The sequence below is a fragment of the Roseivirga sp. BDSF3-8 genome, assembly GCF_041449215.1.
In the GTDB taxonomy this organism is placed as follows: Bacteria; Bacteroidota; Bacteroidia; order Cytophagales; family Cyclobacteriaceae; genus JBGNFV01.
In genome coordinates this window covers 5,794,439-5,811,168 of the sequence record NZ_JBGNFV010000001.1, presented here as the reverse complement: position 1 = coordinate 5,811,168, position 16,730 = coordinate 5,794,439, and the positions used below count along the sequence as shown (strand labels likewise).

The 16,730-nt window shown below is 44.2% G+C and carries 11 protein-coding genes; 8 read left to right on the top strand and 3 right to left on the bottom strand.

Features of this window, described 5'->3' with window-relative positions:
• Positions 1-6,571 (top strand): gliding motility-associated C-terminal domain-containing protein (locus tag AB9P05_RS23675; RefSeq protein ID WP_371911320.1); only part of this gene is annotated, 6,571 nt, incomplete at its 5' end.
• Positions 6,572-6,645: 74 nt separating this feature from the next.
• Here AB9P05_RS23675 and AB9P05_RS23670 read toward each other — a convergent pair.
• The gene (locus AB9P05_RS23670) at positions 6,646-7,656 is read right to left on the bottom strand and encodes an acyl-CoA reductase (RefSeq protein ID WP_371911319.1); all 1,011 of its coding nucleotides are present in this window, start codon (positions 7,654-7,656) and stop codon (positions 6,646-6,648) included.
• A gap of 119 nt (positions 7,657-7,775) precedes the next feature.
• On the opposite strand from AB9P05_RS23670, the gene AB9P05_RS23665 reads away from it, so the two are divergent.
• On the top strand, positions 7,776-8,120 hold the full coding sequence (locus AB9P05_RS23665) for a 4Fe-4S dicluster domain-containing protein (protein ID WP_371911318.1): 345 nt from the start codon (positions 7,776-7,778) through the stop codon (positions 8,118-8,120).
• 47 nt (positions 8,121-8,167) lie between these two features.
• Here AB9P05_RS23665 and AB9P05_RS23660 read toward each other — a convergent pair whose 3' ends face one another.
• Positions 8,168-9,067, bottom strand: coding sequence for a DUF58 domain-containing protein (locus AB9P05_RS23660; RefSeq protein ID WP_371911317.1), 900 nt, complete (start codon positions 9,065-9,067; stop codon positions 8,168-8,170).
• Positions 9,068-9,277: 210 nt separating this feature from the next.
• Here AB9P05_RS23660 and AB9P05_RS23655 point away from each other — a divergent pair, with 210 nt between their 5' ends.
• The 4 genes from AB9P05_RS23655 to cas6 all read left to right on the top strand — a co-directional run bounded on the left by AB9P05_RS23655 (position 9,278) and on the right by cas6 (position 12,946).
• Positions 9,278-9,610: a DUF3276 family protein gene (locus AB9P05_RS23655; protein ID WP_371911316.1), complete on the top strand. Its 333-nt coding sequence runs from the start codon at positions 9,278-9,280 to the stop codon at positions 9,608-9,610.
• Between the two features lie 112 nt (positions 9,611-9,722).
• Positions 9,723-10,808, top strand: coding sequence for an AI-2E family transporter (locus AB9P05_RS23650; RefSeq protein WP_371911315.1), 1,086 nt, complete (start codon positions 9,723-9,725; stop codon positions 10,806-10,808).
• Between the two features lie 17 nt (positions 10,809-10,825).
• Complete coding sequence (gene ychF, locus AB9P05_RS23645; protein ID WP_371911314.1) at positions 10,826-11,920, top strand: redox-regulated ATPase YchF; 1,095 nt, start codon at positions 10,826-10,828, stop codon at positions 11,918-11,920.
• A gap of 147 nt (positions 11,921-12,067) precedes the next feature.
• Positions 12,068-12,946, top strand: a complete 879-nt coding sequence (gene cas6, locus AB9P05_RS23640) for a CRISPR-associated endoribonuclease Cas6 (protein ID WP_371911313.1) — start codon at positions 12,068-12,070, stop codon at positions 12,944-12,946.
• Positions 12,947-13,003: 57 nt separating this feature from the next.
• Here the strand turns inward: cas6 and AB9P05_RS23635 are convergent, their stop codons facing one another.
• Positions 13,004-14,332, bottom strand: a complete 1,329-nt coding sequence (locus AB9P05_RS23635) for a DUF5103 domain-containing protein (RefSeq protein WP_371911312.1) — start codon at positions 14,330-14,332, stop codon at positions 13,004-13,006.
• A gap of 162 nt (positions 14,333-14,494) precedes the next feature.
• Between AB9P05_RS23635 and AB9P05_RS23630 the strand changes: the two genes are divergently transcribed.
• Positions 14,495-15,046, top strand: a complete 552-nt coding sequence (locus tag AB9P05_RS23630) for an RNA polymerase sigma factor (RefSeq protein WP_371911311.1) — start codon at positions 14,495-14,497, stop codon at positions 15,044-15,046.
• Positions 15,030-16,520: a hypothetical protein gene (locus tag AB9P05_RS23625; protein ID WP_371911310.1), complete on the top strand. Its 1,491-nt coding sequence runs from the start codon at positions 15,030-15,032 to the stop codon at positions 16,518-16,520. Before AB9P05_RS23630 ends, AB9P05_RS23625 begins: the two co-directional genes overlap by 17 nt.
• Positions 16,521-16,730 lie beyond the last annotated feature (210 nt).

The window sequence follows — 16,730 nt, the reverse complement described above, 5'->3', positions numbered from 1 at the left end:
TGTAGAAGTTATAAGAAACCAGCAGGCCACTGCGGATGCCGGGACTGATGTCGTAATTTGTGAGGGAGAAGATGTAACTCTCAATGGATCAATTGGTGGAAGTGCCACATCTTTACAGTGGACAACACTTGGAGACGGTACGTTTGGTGATGACCTTTCAGCATCTACCACTTACACCCCTGGTACCGGTGATCTGGCAAATGGCTCTGTTCAGATTGTACTCAACAGCGATGATCCTGATGCGGCCGGTCCTTGTACAATTGCAAGCGACACACTTACTATTACCATTGGCGGCGGTGCTGTTGTAAATGCAGGTACCGACCAGGCAATTTGTGAGGGTGATGAAGTGGCACTGAACGGTTCTATAGGTGGTGCGGCTACTTCAGCTACCTGGAATACAAATGGTTCCGGTGTATTTGCCGACCCTAACTCACTTAGTACAACCTATATACCTAGCGCGGCTGATGTAGCAGCGGGTAACGTACTACTTACCCTGACTACCGATGACCCTGCTGGCGCATGTACTGAGGAGTCATCTACAATAAATGTAACCATTCAGCCAGTCAATGGGGATGAGGTGACATACGGAAATGAAACTTGGATTGGCTATGTGTATCAGGGTGAAAACTTTGATACCTATCGCGGATATATTGAGAACACGGATATTGCAGGAGCCGGAAATGGATCTGCTTATGATGATCCGAGCGATGCCTTCAATTATGACCTCATTACAGACCCTGTAAACGGACCGAATGTGTGTGGTAGCTATGAAAATAGCTTCAGCATTCGTTACCGCATGCGTAAAACCTTACCAGCAGGCCTTTATACCTTCACGGTAGGTTCTGATGATGGCTTAAGATTTAGTATTGATGGTGGAACCACCTGGTTGATTGATGATTTTGAGCTAAAAGCTTATTCTACTTCTGACACCACAGTTTGTCTTGATGGTACGTATGATTTTGTGATCGAGTACTTTGAAAGGAACGGGTTAAGCAGACTTACGTACGATGTTTCGCCTGATACCAATCCACAGACCTTAGTGGATCTTACAGCAGACAGGACAGATATTTGTGCCGGTGAAACGGTTACTTTTACTGCCAGCGTAACTAATGGCGGGGATAGCCCTGTATACGAATGGCTTGTCAGTGGAGTGACTGACCCGGCCGGCAGTGGTGATACCTACCAGAATAATAGCCTTGTGGATGGAGATATAGTTACAGTGAGTGTAACTCCGGACCCTGCTTTTGCATGCGGATCGGCAGCTCCGGTAACCAGTAACCCTGTTACTATTAATGTACCTGGCGCCCTCACTGCTAGTGTAACTGTATCAGCTGATCAGACCTTTGTATGTGCCGGTGAGACTGTAACCTTTACAGCCGTCGGTACGGATGCCGGAGCTAATCCGACTTACCAGTGGTTTGTTAATGGAGTGGAGGATAATAGCTCCACTAGCGATACCTATAGCACGAGCAGCCTTTCTGATGGAGACGAGGTTTTCGCTGTCCTCACGGCAGACCCTTCAGCGTCTTGTGTAACTAATAGTCCTGTAACATCTAATACAGTAACTATTTCTGTTACCTCGACTCTTGTAGCTGATGTAACCTTGTCTGCTGATAGGACCGAAATATGCGAAGGAGATGAAGTTACCCTAACGGCTACGCCTACCGAAGCCGGGGCTAACCCTACCTATGAATGGCAGCTCAACGGCGTAACCATTCCAGGTATAACAGATCCAGTATATACAACCAACACGTTAGTAAACGGTGATCAGGTAACTGTGGTGTTAACTGCTGATCCAACTGCTACATGTGTGACGAATTCCCCGGTCACATCTAACGCTGAAATCTTCACCGTATCTCCCGTTCCCGGTATAGCAGAAGATGCTGTAGCTGATGTTAGTTCATGTGGAGCTGCAGACGGAAGTATAACTGTAACTGTAACAGGTGGTAGTGGTACATTTGACTACCTGTGGACCGGACCAAATGGCTTTACCGCTTCCACAGAAGATATCAGCGGACTTACTGCTGGTACCTATGAGTTAATAGCTACAGATGTCATTACTAATTGCTCTGCAAGCTATACAGCTACTATTTCTGAACCGGTTGACTTTACCATCCAGGAAGACAACGTAACTCCGGTTTCAGCCTGTTCGGCGTCAGATGGAGCTATCGAAATTTCCCTCACGGGCGGTAGCGGTACATTCAGTTTTGCCTGGACCGGACCAGATAGTTTTACTGCTTCTACTGAAGATATTAGCGGCCTGGCACCCGGTACCTATGATCTCGTGGTAACTGATGATGTTTCAGGATGTATAGCTACTTATTCCACTTCCTTAGCTGATCCAATTGATTTTACTGCTCAGGTTGACAACGCGTCTGACGTGTCTGCTTGTGGTGCGAATGATGGATCAATAGACATTAGTATAACGGGTGGCAGCGGTACATTTACCTTTGCCTGGTCCGGTCCTGATGGCTTCACCTCTATTGATGAAGACCTGAGTGGCCTGGCCCCCGGTACTTATGAAGTGATTGTCACTGATGATAACAGTACCTGTCAAACCACCCTTACCGCAGAGGTAGGAGGTCCCACTGGTATTTCTGTTCAGGAAGAAGCTATCTCGCCTATTTCAGCTTGTGGTAGTAACGATGGGGCAGTGGATATTTCTGTCCTTGATGGAAGTGGTGACTACACCTATGCCTGGACTGGTCCTGATGGGTTTACTGCTACTACTGAAGACCTGAGCGGATTGAGTGAAGGCACCTATGACCTGACCGTAACGGATAATGTGAGTGCGTGTACTGCCACTTATTCAGTAGTATTTACCGAACCGGTGGATGTTATCATTACAGAGGATAATGTGACCCCCATCTCAGCCTGTGGTGCAGCAGATGGAGCGATAGAAGTTTCCGTTTCCGGTGGTAGTGGGGTCTTCTCCTATGAGTGGGTCTCTGACAATGGTTTCACATCTTCTGATGAAGACATTAGCGGGCTTCAGTCGGGTACCTATGACCTCACCGTAAGAGATAATGTGACTGGTTGCTCTGTAACCTACAGTACGACACTGACAGATCCTATAGATTTCACCATTCAGGAAGATGCCAAAACTCAGGTATCTGCTTGTGGTGCAGCCGATGGAGCTATAGAAATAACAGTAGCAGGCGGTAGTGGAGTATTCTCTTATGAGTGGACCTCTGACAATGGATTTACTTCTACCAGTGAAGATATCACCGGACTTTCTCCCGGCACGTATGATCTTAGTGTAAGAGACAATATAACCGGATGTATCGACACCTATAGTGCGACTATATCCGACGCAGTTGATTTTACAATCCAGGAAGACGCTGTAACCCAGGTGAGTGGTTGTGGTGCCTCAGATGGAGCCATAGAAATAACAGTAGCCGGAGGCAGTGGTGTCTTCTCGTATGAGTGGAGTGCAGATAACGGTTTCAGCTCTACAGATGAAGACATTAGCGGTCTTTCTGCTGGAAATTATGTATTGACAGTAAGAGATAATGTCTCAGGCTGTGAGGCCAGTTATTCAGTGAGCCTGACTCAGCCTTCAGGTATCTCAGTTACCGAGGATATTGTAAGTGATGTAACAGCCTGTAATATTGATGATGGTGAAATAGCCATCACTGTCGAAAACGGTAGTGGGGATTATACTTTTGCCTGGACGGGCCCTGATGGGTTCACTTCTACTGATGAAGACCTGACCGGCCTTGCAAATGGTACTTACGACCTCGTAGTTACGGATAATGTTAGTGGCTGTACGGCTACATACAGTGCTACAATCAGCGAGCCTGTAAACTTCACTATCACAGAAGATGCTATCACCGCGATTTCTGCTTGTGGTGCAGCCGATGGAGCAATTGAACTAACCGTTGCTTCTAGCGATCCTGTTAGCGTCCTGACCTATAACTGGACAGGTCCCAATGGCTTTACAGCAAGTACTGAAGACATTAGCGGACTTTCAGCAGGTGTATATACCCTGACTGTCAGAGAGCTTTCTGAAGAGTGTTCAGATACCTATACGATAGAGCTTACTGACCCTGTCGATTTCACTATCAATGAAGAATCTGTAACCGACATTACAGGATGTAACACAGCTGACGGAGCAATAGATATCAGCGTGAGCGGTGGTAGTGGTGTGTTTAGCTTTGATTGGACAGGCCCCAATGGTTTCACCGCAAGCGGAGAGGACCTGAGCGGCCTGGATGTACCGGGTGACTACACAGTAAGCGTTTATGACAACATAGGAGGCTGCCGTGCTGAGGCTACCTTTACAGTGAATAGTGCGGTTGAGGTAACAAATCCTTCTGTCTCACTGACAGCAGACAAAGCAATTGCCTGCCAGGGAGAGGAAATTACCTTCACTGCCGCTTTCTCAGACGCCGGAGCTAATCCTACATTTGACTGGTTTGTTAATGGCGTAGAAACCCTGACCGCAGCAGGTCCCCAGATTACGCTGAATTCTCTGGCTAATGGTGATGAGGTAAGTGTGGTCTTGAATGTCGATCCTTCAGTAGCCTGCCCTGCAGCTACGGAAGTGAATGCAGGCCCTGTGGCCGTTACTATCAGGAGCATCGGAGACCCTGAGTGTGGTAGCGTTTCTATAGACTGTGGGTTGTTTACCGTGACTCTTGAGAATGATAAGCTCATTCTGCCCACTTGTTCCACTAACGACGATGGTCTGCTGGCTTTTGCCGTAAGTGGTGGCAATGCACCATACATACTCACCTTGCGTAATGATAGTCTTTCATACCTCACTAGTCTGCCAGGTAACCTGGAAGGTGACGGTAAGGCACGCTTTGAGTTCCCCGATCTGGCGGCAGGCAATTATACCTATACAGTTCAGGACTCCGACGGAGCAATCTGTTCATTACCTGTTACTCTCCGCAATGCAACCCGGATAACAGCTTCGGCTTCCGGTTTTGTAGATGCAGCATGTTATGGTGAAAATACCGGTCAGGCCAGATTGAATATTGCCAATCATACAGGCGGATCAGCAGAGTACAGCTTTGATGGCGGTGCCCAGTGGTACAGCTTCGTAGATAATCAGGTGGTTAATAACCTGCCTCCAAATGGCATTTATACCATCTTGGTGAGAGATGATGCTACCGATCAGTGCCCTGCTGAGGTTTCAGTGACCATTAATAGTGCAAGCCCGGCCATCGAACTTAGCCAGGAGATCACGACTGAAACCCCTGCTGATTGTAATCCTAACGTAACTGTAGGTGTCATAAACATCGGTACGGTATCCGGTGGTAATGGTGGCCCTTATACCTTTACCATTGATGATAAGGAAGACCCTCAGCCGGTTCCTGCTGATGGAAGAATTAGCGGAATATCCCGTAATGATAACTTACTGATCGTTTATGATGGTAGTGGCTGTAGCATGCCCTTCGCCATAGATGTAGATGTGCCTGGTGCAATAGAAGCCGAGGTGATCGAACTTACGGTAGATGAATGCAGTGGTTCAGAGGAAAGAGGTATTGCCGTAGTTATAGATACGGATCGTACAGATGCCCCCGGTCCTTATGAGCTTGTGCTGAATAATGCAGATACCCCTGACGAAGGAGAGGTTTATGCCATCCCTTCGTCTAACGAGCTGGAAGTTAGGGGACTTGATAAGGGTGTGCTTTATCGCTGGACCGTAAGAAGCGCAGCTATTAACAGTTGCTCTGACGACGGAGAGATCAGGCTTACCAGTGGTACCACACCAGTCGCCTTTGAGGCAGAAGAAGTATGTTCTGCTGACGGACGACCCTCTGTACTCTTCACTAACTTTAGCGGAGAATATGGTACAGCTGCTAATCCTCTTCAAGTATATGTATATGAGCAGACTGGCCTTGATCCTGTATACACCTTCGCCAAGAATGCCATTATTCTGGACGACTTCGAGATAAACAGCAACCAGTTTGCATGGGAGCCCGGCGGGTACAAAATTTATGTGACCCAGCGCCAGGGAAGTTGTGATGTGAGCTCAGAGCCGGTATTTGTGACTATTAGCAGTCCGCTGACCGCAGAGATCATAGAAACTTCTATCTCATTGCCGGACGAACCCACGGGTAGCGTAAGTATAGAGGTACCTCCTACGGCAGGTACTCCCGGATACTCGGCGAGTATATACCATACTCAGCCTACCTTCCAGGACAGAATGACATCACCTATTCTGGATCTTCCGTTAAACGTAAACCCTGATGGTGATTACCAGTTGACGTTTACAGACCTTTATCCTGGTAACTACCTTGTTGTGGTTCAGGATGCCAAGGGGTGTACCTATGAACTGGAGGATAGCCTGGGTTACGATGATTCAATATTTGTTCCTAACGTCTTCACCCCTAACGGCGACGGATCCAACCCGGTATTCTACATCAGGAACCTGCCTTCTGAAGGCGCTGGTGTAGTCATTACTAACCGTTGGGGACGTACGGTTTACCAGTCTGAGAACTATCAGAATGACTGGGATGGAGGTGATGAGACTGAAGGAGTATACTATTATGAAGTAAGAATGCCTTCCGGCCAGATATTGACCGGGTGGGTCGAAATATGGAGAGGGCCTGCATACTAGGCCCGCCATCCTCTTTAAAAAAAAGCCCCGTTGCGAACTTCGCACTGGGGCTTTTTAGTTAAGGTATTTATCTTTTATAGCTTGCTCAGGAAGGCTAGTGTATCTACACCGTCGGCATAGTCCCATAGCTCGGGTTCCTGAGCTTTTCCCGGTGCTATCGAATCTTTTAGTGTTTCTTCAGAAGACACGATACACTGAATCTTATCTGCATTTGCGTCTAGGCTGTTGTTCAAAGAATTCAGATCTTTATATTCCTCATAAAACAGCACGCTTATAGGAGAAACCATCTCCTTACTTTCTCTGATCAGTAAAAACCCATTATCGAAGTGAGGCACTATATTCACGAGGAAAATGCTCTTATTGTAATCATAATTATTGACATACTTGTGGTGGTTACGTACCTCTTCATATCCTTCCAGGTTCTCATATAACCTGTTAAATTTATAACCTTCCGGCACAAAGACCTTACTGATATTACGACAGCCGAGTCCGAAATAGCTAAAAATATCTTTTCCCATTTTCCGCAATTCATCATCTGTTTCCTCGCCCGTGAGTACAATTATTGAGCTCCGGTTCTTTCTGATAATGTTTGGTACTTTTGAAAAATAGTACTCGAAATACCTCGAGGTATTATCACTACCTGTAGCAATAACAGCGTCTACTTCTTTCAGTAGTTCAGGGTAATGAATCCGGTCCCTGAAAGTCGGTTCAATAGCAATAAGCTTATCTGCAAGGTAGGGGAGTAGATAAGGGTCCTGGCTGCTCAGTTTAGAATACAGGTGATGTCCGCTGATCAGAACGCTCAGAAAGTCGTGAAAGCCCACCAGTGGAATATTTCCAGCCATCACTACTCCGATTTTTTTTGGTTGGGAAGGATCCAGCGTGTAAGTACTTGTCCACTGAGTAAGCTTTTCCTTATCCAGCATATATACGCATCCCAGGAGGGCTTGTCTAATATTATTAAACGTAAACCAGTTATTTTTACCCTGTGCTCTGAGGCTCAGAGAGTCAATTTCGTCATCCGATAAACTTCGAATGGCATCGCCCAGCCTTGTAAATGCTTCAATACGTTGCGAAAGATTCATGCTTCGGGTAGGGTTTTAATTTTTTTAATTATTGCTATGCTAACAATATGTTGATAAATTTGGTCTTCAAAGGGAGTTAACCCTATTGAAAATAATTTGATCGCGAAACTACGGTAATTATGGCAATAATGATCACCGACGAATGCATCAATTGTGGTGCATGTGAGCCCGAATGCCCTAACACGGCCATCTATGAAGGTGGTGTGGAATGGACATGGGCCGGAGGTACTGATTTATCTGAAGTAGAACTGGAAGACGGCACTGTGGTAGATGGAAACGAGCCCCAGGAGCCTGTATCAGATGAGTTCTATTACATTGTATCCGGCAAGTGTACTGAATGTACAGGCTTTCACGAAGAGCCTCAGTGCGCAGCCGTCTGTCCCGTGGATTGTTGCGTAGATGATCCTGACTATGAAGAGACCGAAGAAGAGCTCCTTGCCAAAAAAGATTGGATGCATCAGTAATCCTTCTTAAGGCTTAAGAATATTCAAAAGGGCGCTCATCAGCGTCCTTATTTCATTTTGGTACGTTTTACCAGGAAAGAGGACAGTACCTGATTCACCCCCTCGTTTATATCAGCTTCAATGAAGTCAATTCCAAATTGACCGCACTTTAGTTTTAGTTGTTCGAAGTGCTTCTTAGCCTCTTTTATATAAGTTTCCCGATACTGTGAAGGCTGTAGTTTTACCTTCTCACCCGTTTCCATATCGATAAACTCATACGGCCTGTCTTCAAAGGAAAAATCCTGCTCTGTCTTCTTATCCGTTACATGAAATAAAAGTACCTCGTGCTTCCTGTGCTTCAGGTGCCGAAGGGCATTGAGAATATCCTGATCGCTATCTGATTGCTCAAACATGTCACTGAATAGCACCACCAGGCTTCTTTTGTGTATTTTTTCAGCTACCTCATGGAGTACACTTGAAACATTGGTTTGTGTCGGGGAGGGTTCAGAGATCAGTAGTTTCTCAAGATATGCATAGAGCGTGTGCAGGTGTGAGTGTGTGGACTTTATATCTGTTTGTGTTTCTATCCCTTCAGCAAAAGTAACCAGTCCTACTGCATCCCGCTGCCGGTTTAGTAGGTAAGCCAGACTGGCTGCAGCAAGACAGCTAAAGGTGAGTTTTCCCCGGTCTTGCGCAGGGTAATACATAGATGGACTGTGATCAAGTAGTATTACTCCCCGAAGGTTAGTTTCCTCTTCGTAACGTTTTGTATACAGACGGTCAGTTTTGGCATAAACCTTCCAGTCGATATGTCGGGTAGACTCACCACTATTATACAGTCGGTGTTCGGCAAATTCCACCGAAAATCCATGGTACGGGCTTTTGTGCAGGCCTGTAATAAATCCTTCTACCATTTGCCTCGCCAGTAGTTCCAGGTTACCTACTTCCCGTATTTTCTTTAAATCCATATGTCTTTAATCTCTCAAGTTCAATGAAAATCAACCGATTAATCAATATAAAATTTCTGGTTGGGGTATAATTATTATCGGGAAAATCTCCTTTAACGACTTGCAATAATGAAAATTATTCTACTATATTAGAAACGAAAATATAATCCTGATTGTACATTCAAAAAAATCCATTGGGAAGTTTGGGTGTTAAATAAATTATAGAGGATAGTGGAAGAGAACAACGCAAACGGTAAAGCTGAAATTTATTCTCAGCGTGTTAGAGCGGGTAAGAGAACCTATTTTTTTGATGTAAAATCAACCAGATCCAACGACTATTACCTGACCATAACGGAAAGTAAAAGACGTTTTAAGGACGATGGGTATTTTTACGAAAAGCATAAGATTTTCCTATACAAGGAAGACTTTAATAAGTTCATTGAGGCGTTACAGGATACTGTAGACCATGTTAAAAACGAGCTTATGCCCGAAATTGACTTCTCTCAATTTGAAAATGAAATGGAAACTGAAGCTCAGGTAGATGATGAGCTTAAGTGGGACTAAACTTCCCTGATAAATTATTCTAAAGCTCCATCAGTCCGTTGGAGCTTTTTTGTTATCATTGTTTTTTACTTTATCGAATTGTAAAGGGCGTGGGAGCCCTGCCTTCAAGCGTATGAGGAAGACGGCTGTATATCTGGTAATAGGCATAAGCCTGTTCATTTTTCTAAGCTGGTACTTCAGCAACATATTCATATATATTGCCCTATCCCTCATTATCAGTACAATTTTAAGACCCCTTACCAATTATTTCAGCCAGATACAGGTGTTTCGTGTCAGAGTTCCCCGGGTGCTGGCTGTAATCGTTTCATTTCTGGTTTTTCTGCTCATTATCAGCTCCTTTATTTTGCTGTTTGTGCCCCTTGTTTCTGAACAGATCGCCGTTATTAAGGACATTAACTACGATGAACTGTATGGAATGATAAGCCAGCCCCTGAGCAGGATAGAAGTATTTCTTATTGAAAATAATCTGACTCAGGACGATCCCGGCTTTATCGTTGATGCTCTTAAGGCCAATATTGCGTCTCTCAAAGATGATATCAGGGTTCAGGACATTTTCAGTGATCTGCTAGCCATCACCGGTAACTTCTTTGTGGGAACCCTTGCGGTTACCTTTATTTCATTTTTCCTCCTTTTTGAAAAAGGTATTTTTCGCAGAAACCTTATCTCCCTCATTCCGAATAAATATTTTGAGGTTTCTATTGCTGCTTTGTATAAAATGGAGAAGCTTTTAAGCAATTACCTGCTGGGCCTGCTTTTTCAAATGTTCGCTATTTTCAGTATAGCTTCCCTGGGGCTTAGTATTTTTAGGATAAAGTATGCCCTGACCATTGCCGTTTTTGCCGCTCTGGCTAACCTGATTCCCTATGCCGGCCCTCTATTGGGAGCTTCTTTTGGTATTCTGGTTGGGATATCCACTATGCCAGGCCTGGAAAGTACACAGGACTATATTTTTCTCGTAATCAAGATTGTATCCGTTTTTAGTACGGTTCAAATCATTGATAATATCGTTTTACAACCCCTCATCTTTTCTAAAAGCGTAAAAGCCCACCCGTTAGAAATATTTATTATTATCTTTGCGGGCGCTACACTGGCGGGTATCCCGGGCATGATTGCTGCAATTCCTGTTTATACTATTCTCAGGGTTTCTGCGGTAGAACTTTATGCCGGATACAAACAGTATCATATTTTCAGATATTAATTGAGGCTAAGATAGTTATGGGACTTCAGTGCGGGATCGTAGGACTTCCGAATGTTGGTAAATCCACTCTTTTTAACGCGTTATCAAAAAATCAGGCCGAGGCTGCCAACTTTCCTTTCTGTACCATTGAGCCCAACGTGGGCGTGGTTACCGTACCGGATGGCCGCCTCAAAGTATTGGAAACCCTCGTGAGCCCTGAAAAGGTCATACCCGCTGTGATTGAGTTTGTGGATATTGCCGGGCTGGTTAAGGGAGCTAGCAAGGGCGAAGGGCTGGGAAATAAGTTTTTGGCCAATATTCGTGAAACAGATGCCATTATTCATGTGGTACGGTGTTTCGATGATGAAAACATTGTGCACGTAGAAGGGAAAGTTGACCCGGTAGGTGATAAAGAGGTTATCGACTATGAACTGCAGCTGAAGGACCTGGATTCAATTGATAAAAGGATACAACGTCAGGAAAAAGTAGCCAAGAGCGGTGATGCGAAGGCTAAAAAGGAAATGGAGATCCTTTTGCGGTATAAGAAAACATTGGAGTCCGGTCAGAACGCCCGTTCTGTGGAGTACACAAAGGAAGAATACCCGATTATAAAGAGCTGGCAGCTGCTTACTATCAAGCCTGTGATCTATGTGGCTAATGTAGACGAAAACTCGTTGCATGAAGATAATGAGTATGTTTCTAAGCTGAGAGAGTCAATACAAGGCGAAAACGCACAGATCATTAAGTTATGTGCAGCCTTGGAATCACAGATAGCCGAATTGGATGACGAGGAGCAGTCCATGTTCCTTGAGGAATATGGACTAACTGAAAGTGGCCTGAGTAAACTTATAAGGGCCAGTTACGCGCTTTTAGACCTTATAACTTACTTCACTGCCGGAAAGCAGGAGGTAAGAGCCTGGACTATCAAAAACGGGTGGAAGGCACCTGCCGCCGCCGGAGTCATCCACACTGATTTTGAGAGAGGATTTATTAAGGCGGAGGTTATAAAACTGGATGACTATCAGCAATATAAAACTGAAGCAGCGTGCAGAGAGGCTGGGAAAATATCTATCGAGGGAAAAGAATATATTGTTAAAGATGGTGATATCATGCACTTTCGTTTCAATGTATAAAGGTTTAAACTCATTATTCTCCTCGAAAAGTCTTAGATTCGCACATGTGAACCATATTACTGTTTAGGGAATGCTAAACAACATCAATTCTTTCTATGTTTATTCCCTGAAGATTTTATTTTTTGATCGTACTGACGACTTAGAACTTTGAGAGTTAGAATAATTTTTAATTTAAAAAACCGGGGAGCAAATGTGCCCTTTCATCATCAGTTCCTTTTAGCTCAGCTAATTAAAGGGATACTTATGCAAGGAGGGGATAGCACATATTCAACCTATGGCTTTTATAATTTTTCGGGGCTGAAGGGACAGACTAAGATTAGTCGTAATGGATTACACTTCTTCTCCAGTAAAGTTACACTGGTATTATCTTCACCCAGCGAAAAATTCATCGGCTATTTTATAAAGAATCTTTTTGCTTACCCAAAAATCGAGATGGGTAACCTGATATTGAGTCCTGACTCAGTAGAAGAAGAGGAATACCCAGAGCTGACAGATGTATCTAAATTCATCTGTATTTCTCCTCTGGTACTAGTAGTACCAGGATTTAATGACAGTGAAGGCAAGCGATTTATCTCTCCCGAATCAGATAGTTTTTCAGATATACTTTATGAATCTACTATAGATAGAATGGAGCAACTCGGCTATACCCCTGAGCAGCTTAGTTCATTCTACAAGTTTCAGTTAGTACCTGACGCAGATTATCTGGCTCGTATTCGTGATTCACAGAAGAAGTTTGCCCGAATCTACCCTGTCTATGACCAGGATGTTAAATATGAGGTAAGAGGATACACATTCCCTTTCAGATTATATGCATCACCAGAAGTGCAGTCATTTGTATTTACTTGTGGGTTAGGTAACTTCACTCATAAAGGGTTTGGTATGCTGGATATTGCTAATTCAGATCCGGCAAAACGTACAAAGGCTTTCACCTTTGAGCAGGCCCAGGCTAAAGCACCGGAAACAAAGGAAAAACGCAAGAGGGAAGAAGTTTCTCAGGAAGAAGTCTCCGAAGATGAAAGTCATTAATCATGAAAGTCATTAATCAGGCTGTATTACAGCCTGATCACACTTGGCCATAATTTCTCAATCATCATTTACAGTTACGCGTGAGTAACCTACCAGATAGTCCGTTCTGTCTGTCTGTCCACGAAAGTAAACCAGTATCTCATAAATATTTTCAGTCTGGTTAAAACTTCCCTCATACATGTATGGATTCGGTGCCTCCGGGGCATAGTAGATGTAATCATACCATCCTTGTTTCAAAAGCAGGTCACCGGTGTAACCAGAAACAGCAGGATCGTACGTGAGCTTATTCTCTTCGGTATGTTTGTATTGATTCATTTGTCCCAGCACATATATGTCACCTATCGCCTTATCAGTGGTTTCCAGCAGGAAGTTAACTGATACATAGTCACTTTCCGTAGCGCCGGTACCCGTTCCTCTCTCCACATTTTCAATTACATATCCTCCGTCAAAGTCAGGATATTGAGTATAGGGCTGATTTGCCCTGGACTTATCTTTTAACAGAAAAGCCTTAACACCATCAGGCTCCATTTTGATTTTTCCAACATTCCTTCCTAGTGCGTTCAGCATGCGGATATCAAAAAACCGATACTGATTGCCTCCGTAAAATGTATTTCGAAGGTCGAAATACTCATACTCAAGCTGGTTTTGTCCTTCCCTTACGAAGTTTGGTTTTAGGTTAGTGATGGCATTGTCCCAGCGATAGTTCTTTCTTATTACCACTTTAACCTGCTCAAATGGGTTCAATACGGCCAGGTTATTGTAGTTCACTGTAAATTGTACCTGTTGCCGGGTACGCCTGGCGGCTACAGCTTCTGCCAGCCCGATACGGGGGCTTACCAAGACTTGGTTGTCATATACCATGAACCTCTGGGTTAGAAGAATATTTCCTGGCGTATCATTACGATATAGCTGCAAAACATAGTTTCCAGGCTGCTTTACTTTTGGCAGGGGAGTGAAATAGTGAACGTATTGTGTACGGGTGTTATACGAAAATTCATGCTGGGTAATGTTGAATTCATTGTAATCAAACAGATACTCAAGATTGGATAGTTGTGAAGGAGTCCAATCCTCATCGCAGTGGATAATCTTATAAGCATATTGAGCGTATTCACCTGTAAGGTCATCAAACTCAAGGTATAGCGGTGCGGCCTGTGCAAGAGGCACGATGGGTGGGTACATTACATCATTTACATCGCCGGTGTTAGGATATAGCCTTACCGTTTTCAGGTTGTCTGAAGCTACATAATTAGCAAGTGGGATGTTGGTGTCCGGCTGTGTTGTGGCTGATGAGCTTGAGCCAACGGGTTGGGAAACAGGGACACAGGCTTGTAGTAGCAGGCTTGTAGCCGCTAAAAATAAAAGAATTTTAAAGCTTCCTGAAAGCATATTTTCCGGATAGTAAGTATGTTTAGGGGAACGGCAACTTCATGAAAAAAGCGTTTATTGAAAAATTTTTGAAGGAAAAATTACGCTGTTCCAACCTTTTAGAAATTACCTGTGTCTGTGCAGGAGGATATGAGAGTCCTTTTGAAACCGGTCAGAACTGATATGGAACTGGAAGAAGAGTTGATCACCGGTTGCTGTAAAAAGGATCGCAAAGCTCAGCGTAAGCTATATGATCTGTATGCGGGTCAGATGCTTGTGGTGGCTATGCGGTATGTCAAGGCTCAGGATGAGGCAGAGGATATATTGCAGGAGGCTTTTATTAAAGTATTCAAAAACATAGAAACCTTCCGTAAGGAGTCCTCACTTTTCTTCTGGATCAAAAAAATCCTGGTCAATACCGCACTAAACCATCAAAGAAGTAAGCTTTATATGTACCCCATGGTAGATGTAGATGAAATGCGGTCTCTTCAGCAACAGGAAACAACGCTTTCAGGCTATAGATATCAGGAATTACTCGGATTCATCCATCGGTTACCGGATGGGTGCCGGGTAATATTTAACTTGTTTGCAATAGAAGGATACGGGCATAAGGAAATAGCTAAAATGCTGAATATTTCAGAAGGGACGTCAAAATCCCAGTATAGCAGAGCGAGGCTATTACTAAAGGAAATGATCAATAGTGAGGATGAGTTGAGGTATGGAACGTTCAAATAAACCGTCAGATTTCGAAAGGGAGTGGCATGACGCATTTGAAGGTGCTTCCAGAACTCCATCTCCTGGTGTATGGGAAGGTATTGAATCTTCCCTGGATAATAAAAAGTCACGCAAAGCAGCCTGGGTTTGGTGGGTAGCAGCCTCTTTATTTCTCGTTGTTTCAGTAGGGGGAGGTGTCCTTTTATTTAATAATGGCGGGGGAGATCAACTTGCAACTGAACAAACGATGAATAGCGAACAGGAGTTATTGGAACCTAGTCATTCCCCCCAAGCTGACATCGATAACGCCGCTTCGGATAATAAATCAGGTCAGGGTCCCCAGTCCGGTCAGATAAATGGAAGTTCTCTTGCACAGAATAATGCAGACCAGCAAACCGGGATAGTCCACACAAGTGGTGATCTTGCTTCAGGTGCCGTAGAGAATGTGGTGGTGGAGACAGGAGATGAAAATAGGAGGCTAAATGCCTCTGCTAACCAGGAAGATCGAATAGAAGCCTATCAGGATGAAGCAACGCATGACCCGATGGAAACTACCACAGGCTCAGTTTATGCCTTTAACGAAATAAATAAGGAGCTACTTAATTCACCTGCCAGTCTTACTACTAAAGGCCCGTTTTTGCTTCCTGTCAACCTTCAGACTGTAGCCATTACGGTATATCGGGTACCTGATAATACCATGTTTGAAAAGCTGGAGGAAGAGAGGACAGTGAAGTCCTGGGAAAAGGAAAAGCTTTGGACAGGGTTGAGTTTTGCCGGAGGCAGCTTTGATCCATCATTTAATGAAAGACCCGGGGCAGAATTACCCTCTGTTCAGTTCGGTAAAAAAGGAGGTGGGGCACGTCTGGAAGAGCCCGACATAGACCAGGAAATACAGCCCACCTTTAGTTATGATATGAACTTTAATGTGGCGGGCATGCTGGGTAAGCATTTTGTCTGGCAAAGCGGCCTTTCCTATCAGCGGATGAATGCCACAAGTAATACTACCCTGGTGTTTCAGGATGTTCCCAGCCAGCTGAAATATCCTATATTATTGTCAAATGCTGATGCACCACAGAGTGAAGGTTATAAGCAAATAGAATGGATAAATACCGATACGAAAACGACTAACTCTTTTGAGTTTCTGACAGTGCCGGTAAAGCTTGGCTACGTATTTGGCGGAGAGAAGGTGCAGTTCCTGCTTTCCTCAGGTATTTCTGCAAACTTCTTCTTAGCCAATACGATAACTTCGGATAACCCCTCAGCCTACGGCAGCTTTGAGACCAGACGTGGAGATGAAAACAACCCCTTTAAAAGCATGACGATCAATGGGGTGCTTAGCGGGGAGTTATTGTATCGGATTACGCCGGATTTCAGCATTTCTGCGGGCCCTATGTACCAACATTCACTGGATAACCTGGCGGAGGAAGGTGCTTTATTTGATAGTAAGCCTAGCAGCTTCCTTATCTCAACAGGAATTAAATATCATATTAGATGAAAAAAAATTCTGCTCATTCCAACCTTTTAACAAAAGGCTGTGTCTGAGGGGTAGCAATCTTTCGGAACGGATTGCGAGCGTTTAGCTATTTTGGACTGCAAAAATCCTGTGGGGCAAACGGCTCCACCGGATTTTTTTAGATGAAAACAATAAGCTTGTTTAAGATACTCTTTACGAGGCTAATGTCCGTAAATTGATTATGAGGAGAAT

What these genes read in the sequence shown, in the direction of transcription:
- AB9P05_RS23635 (WP_371911312.1), bottom strand. Translation starts at nt 14,332, where the DNA reads ATGCTTTCAGGAAGCTTTAAAATTCTTTTATTTTTAGCGGCTACAAGC.
- AB9P05_RS23660 (WP_371911317.1), bottom strand. Translation starts at nt 9,067, where the DNA reads ATGGATTTAAAGAAAATACGGGAAGTAGGTAACCTGGAACTACTGGCG.
- AB9P05_RS23625 (WP_371911310.1), top strand. Translation starts at nt 15,030, where the DNA reads ATGGAACGTTCAAATAAACCGTCAGATTTCGAAAGGGAGTGGCATGAC.
- AB9P05_RS23665 (WP_371911318.1), top strand. Translation starts at nt 7,776, where the DNA reads ATGGCAATAATGATCACCGACGAATGCATCAATTGTGGTGCATGTGAG.
- AB9P05_RS23670 (WP_371911319.1), bottom strand. Translation starts at nt 7,656, where the DNA reads ATGAATCTTTCGCAACGTATTGAAGCATTTACAAGGCTGGGCGATGCC.
- ychF (WP_371911314.1), top strand. Translation starts at nt 10,826, where the DNA reads ATGGGACTTCAGTGCGGGATCGTAGGACTTCCGAATGTTGGTAAATCC.
- AB9P05_RS23650 (WP_371911315.1), top strand. Translation starts at nt 9,723, where the DNA reads ATGAGGAAGACGGCTGTATATCTGGTAATAGGCATAAGCCTGTTCATT.
- AB9P05_RS23630 (WP_371911311.1), top strand. Translation starts at nt 14,495, where the DNA reads ATGGAACTGGAAGAAGAGTTGATCACCGGTTGCTGTAAAAAGGATCGC.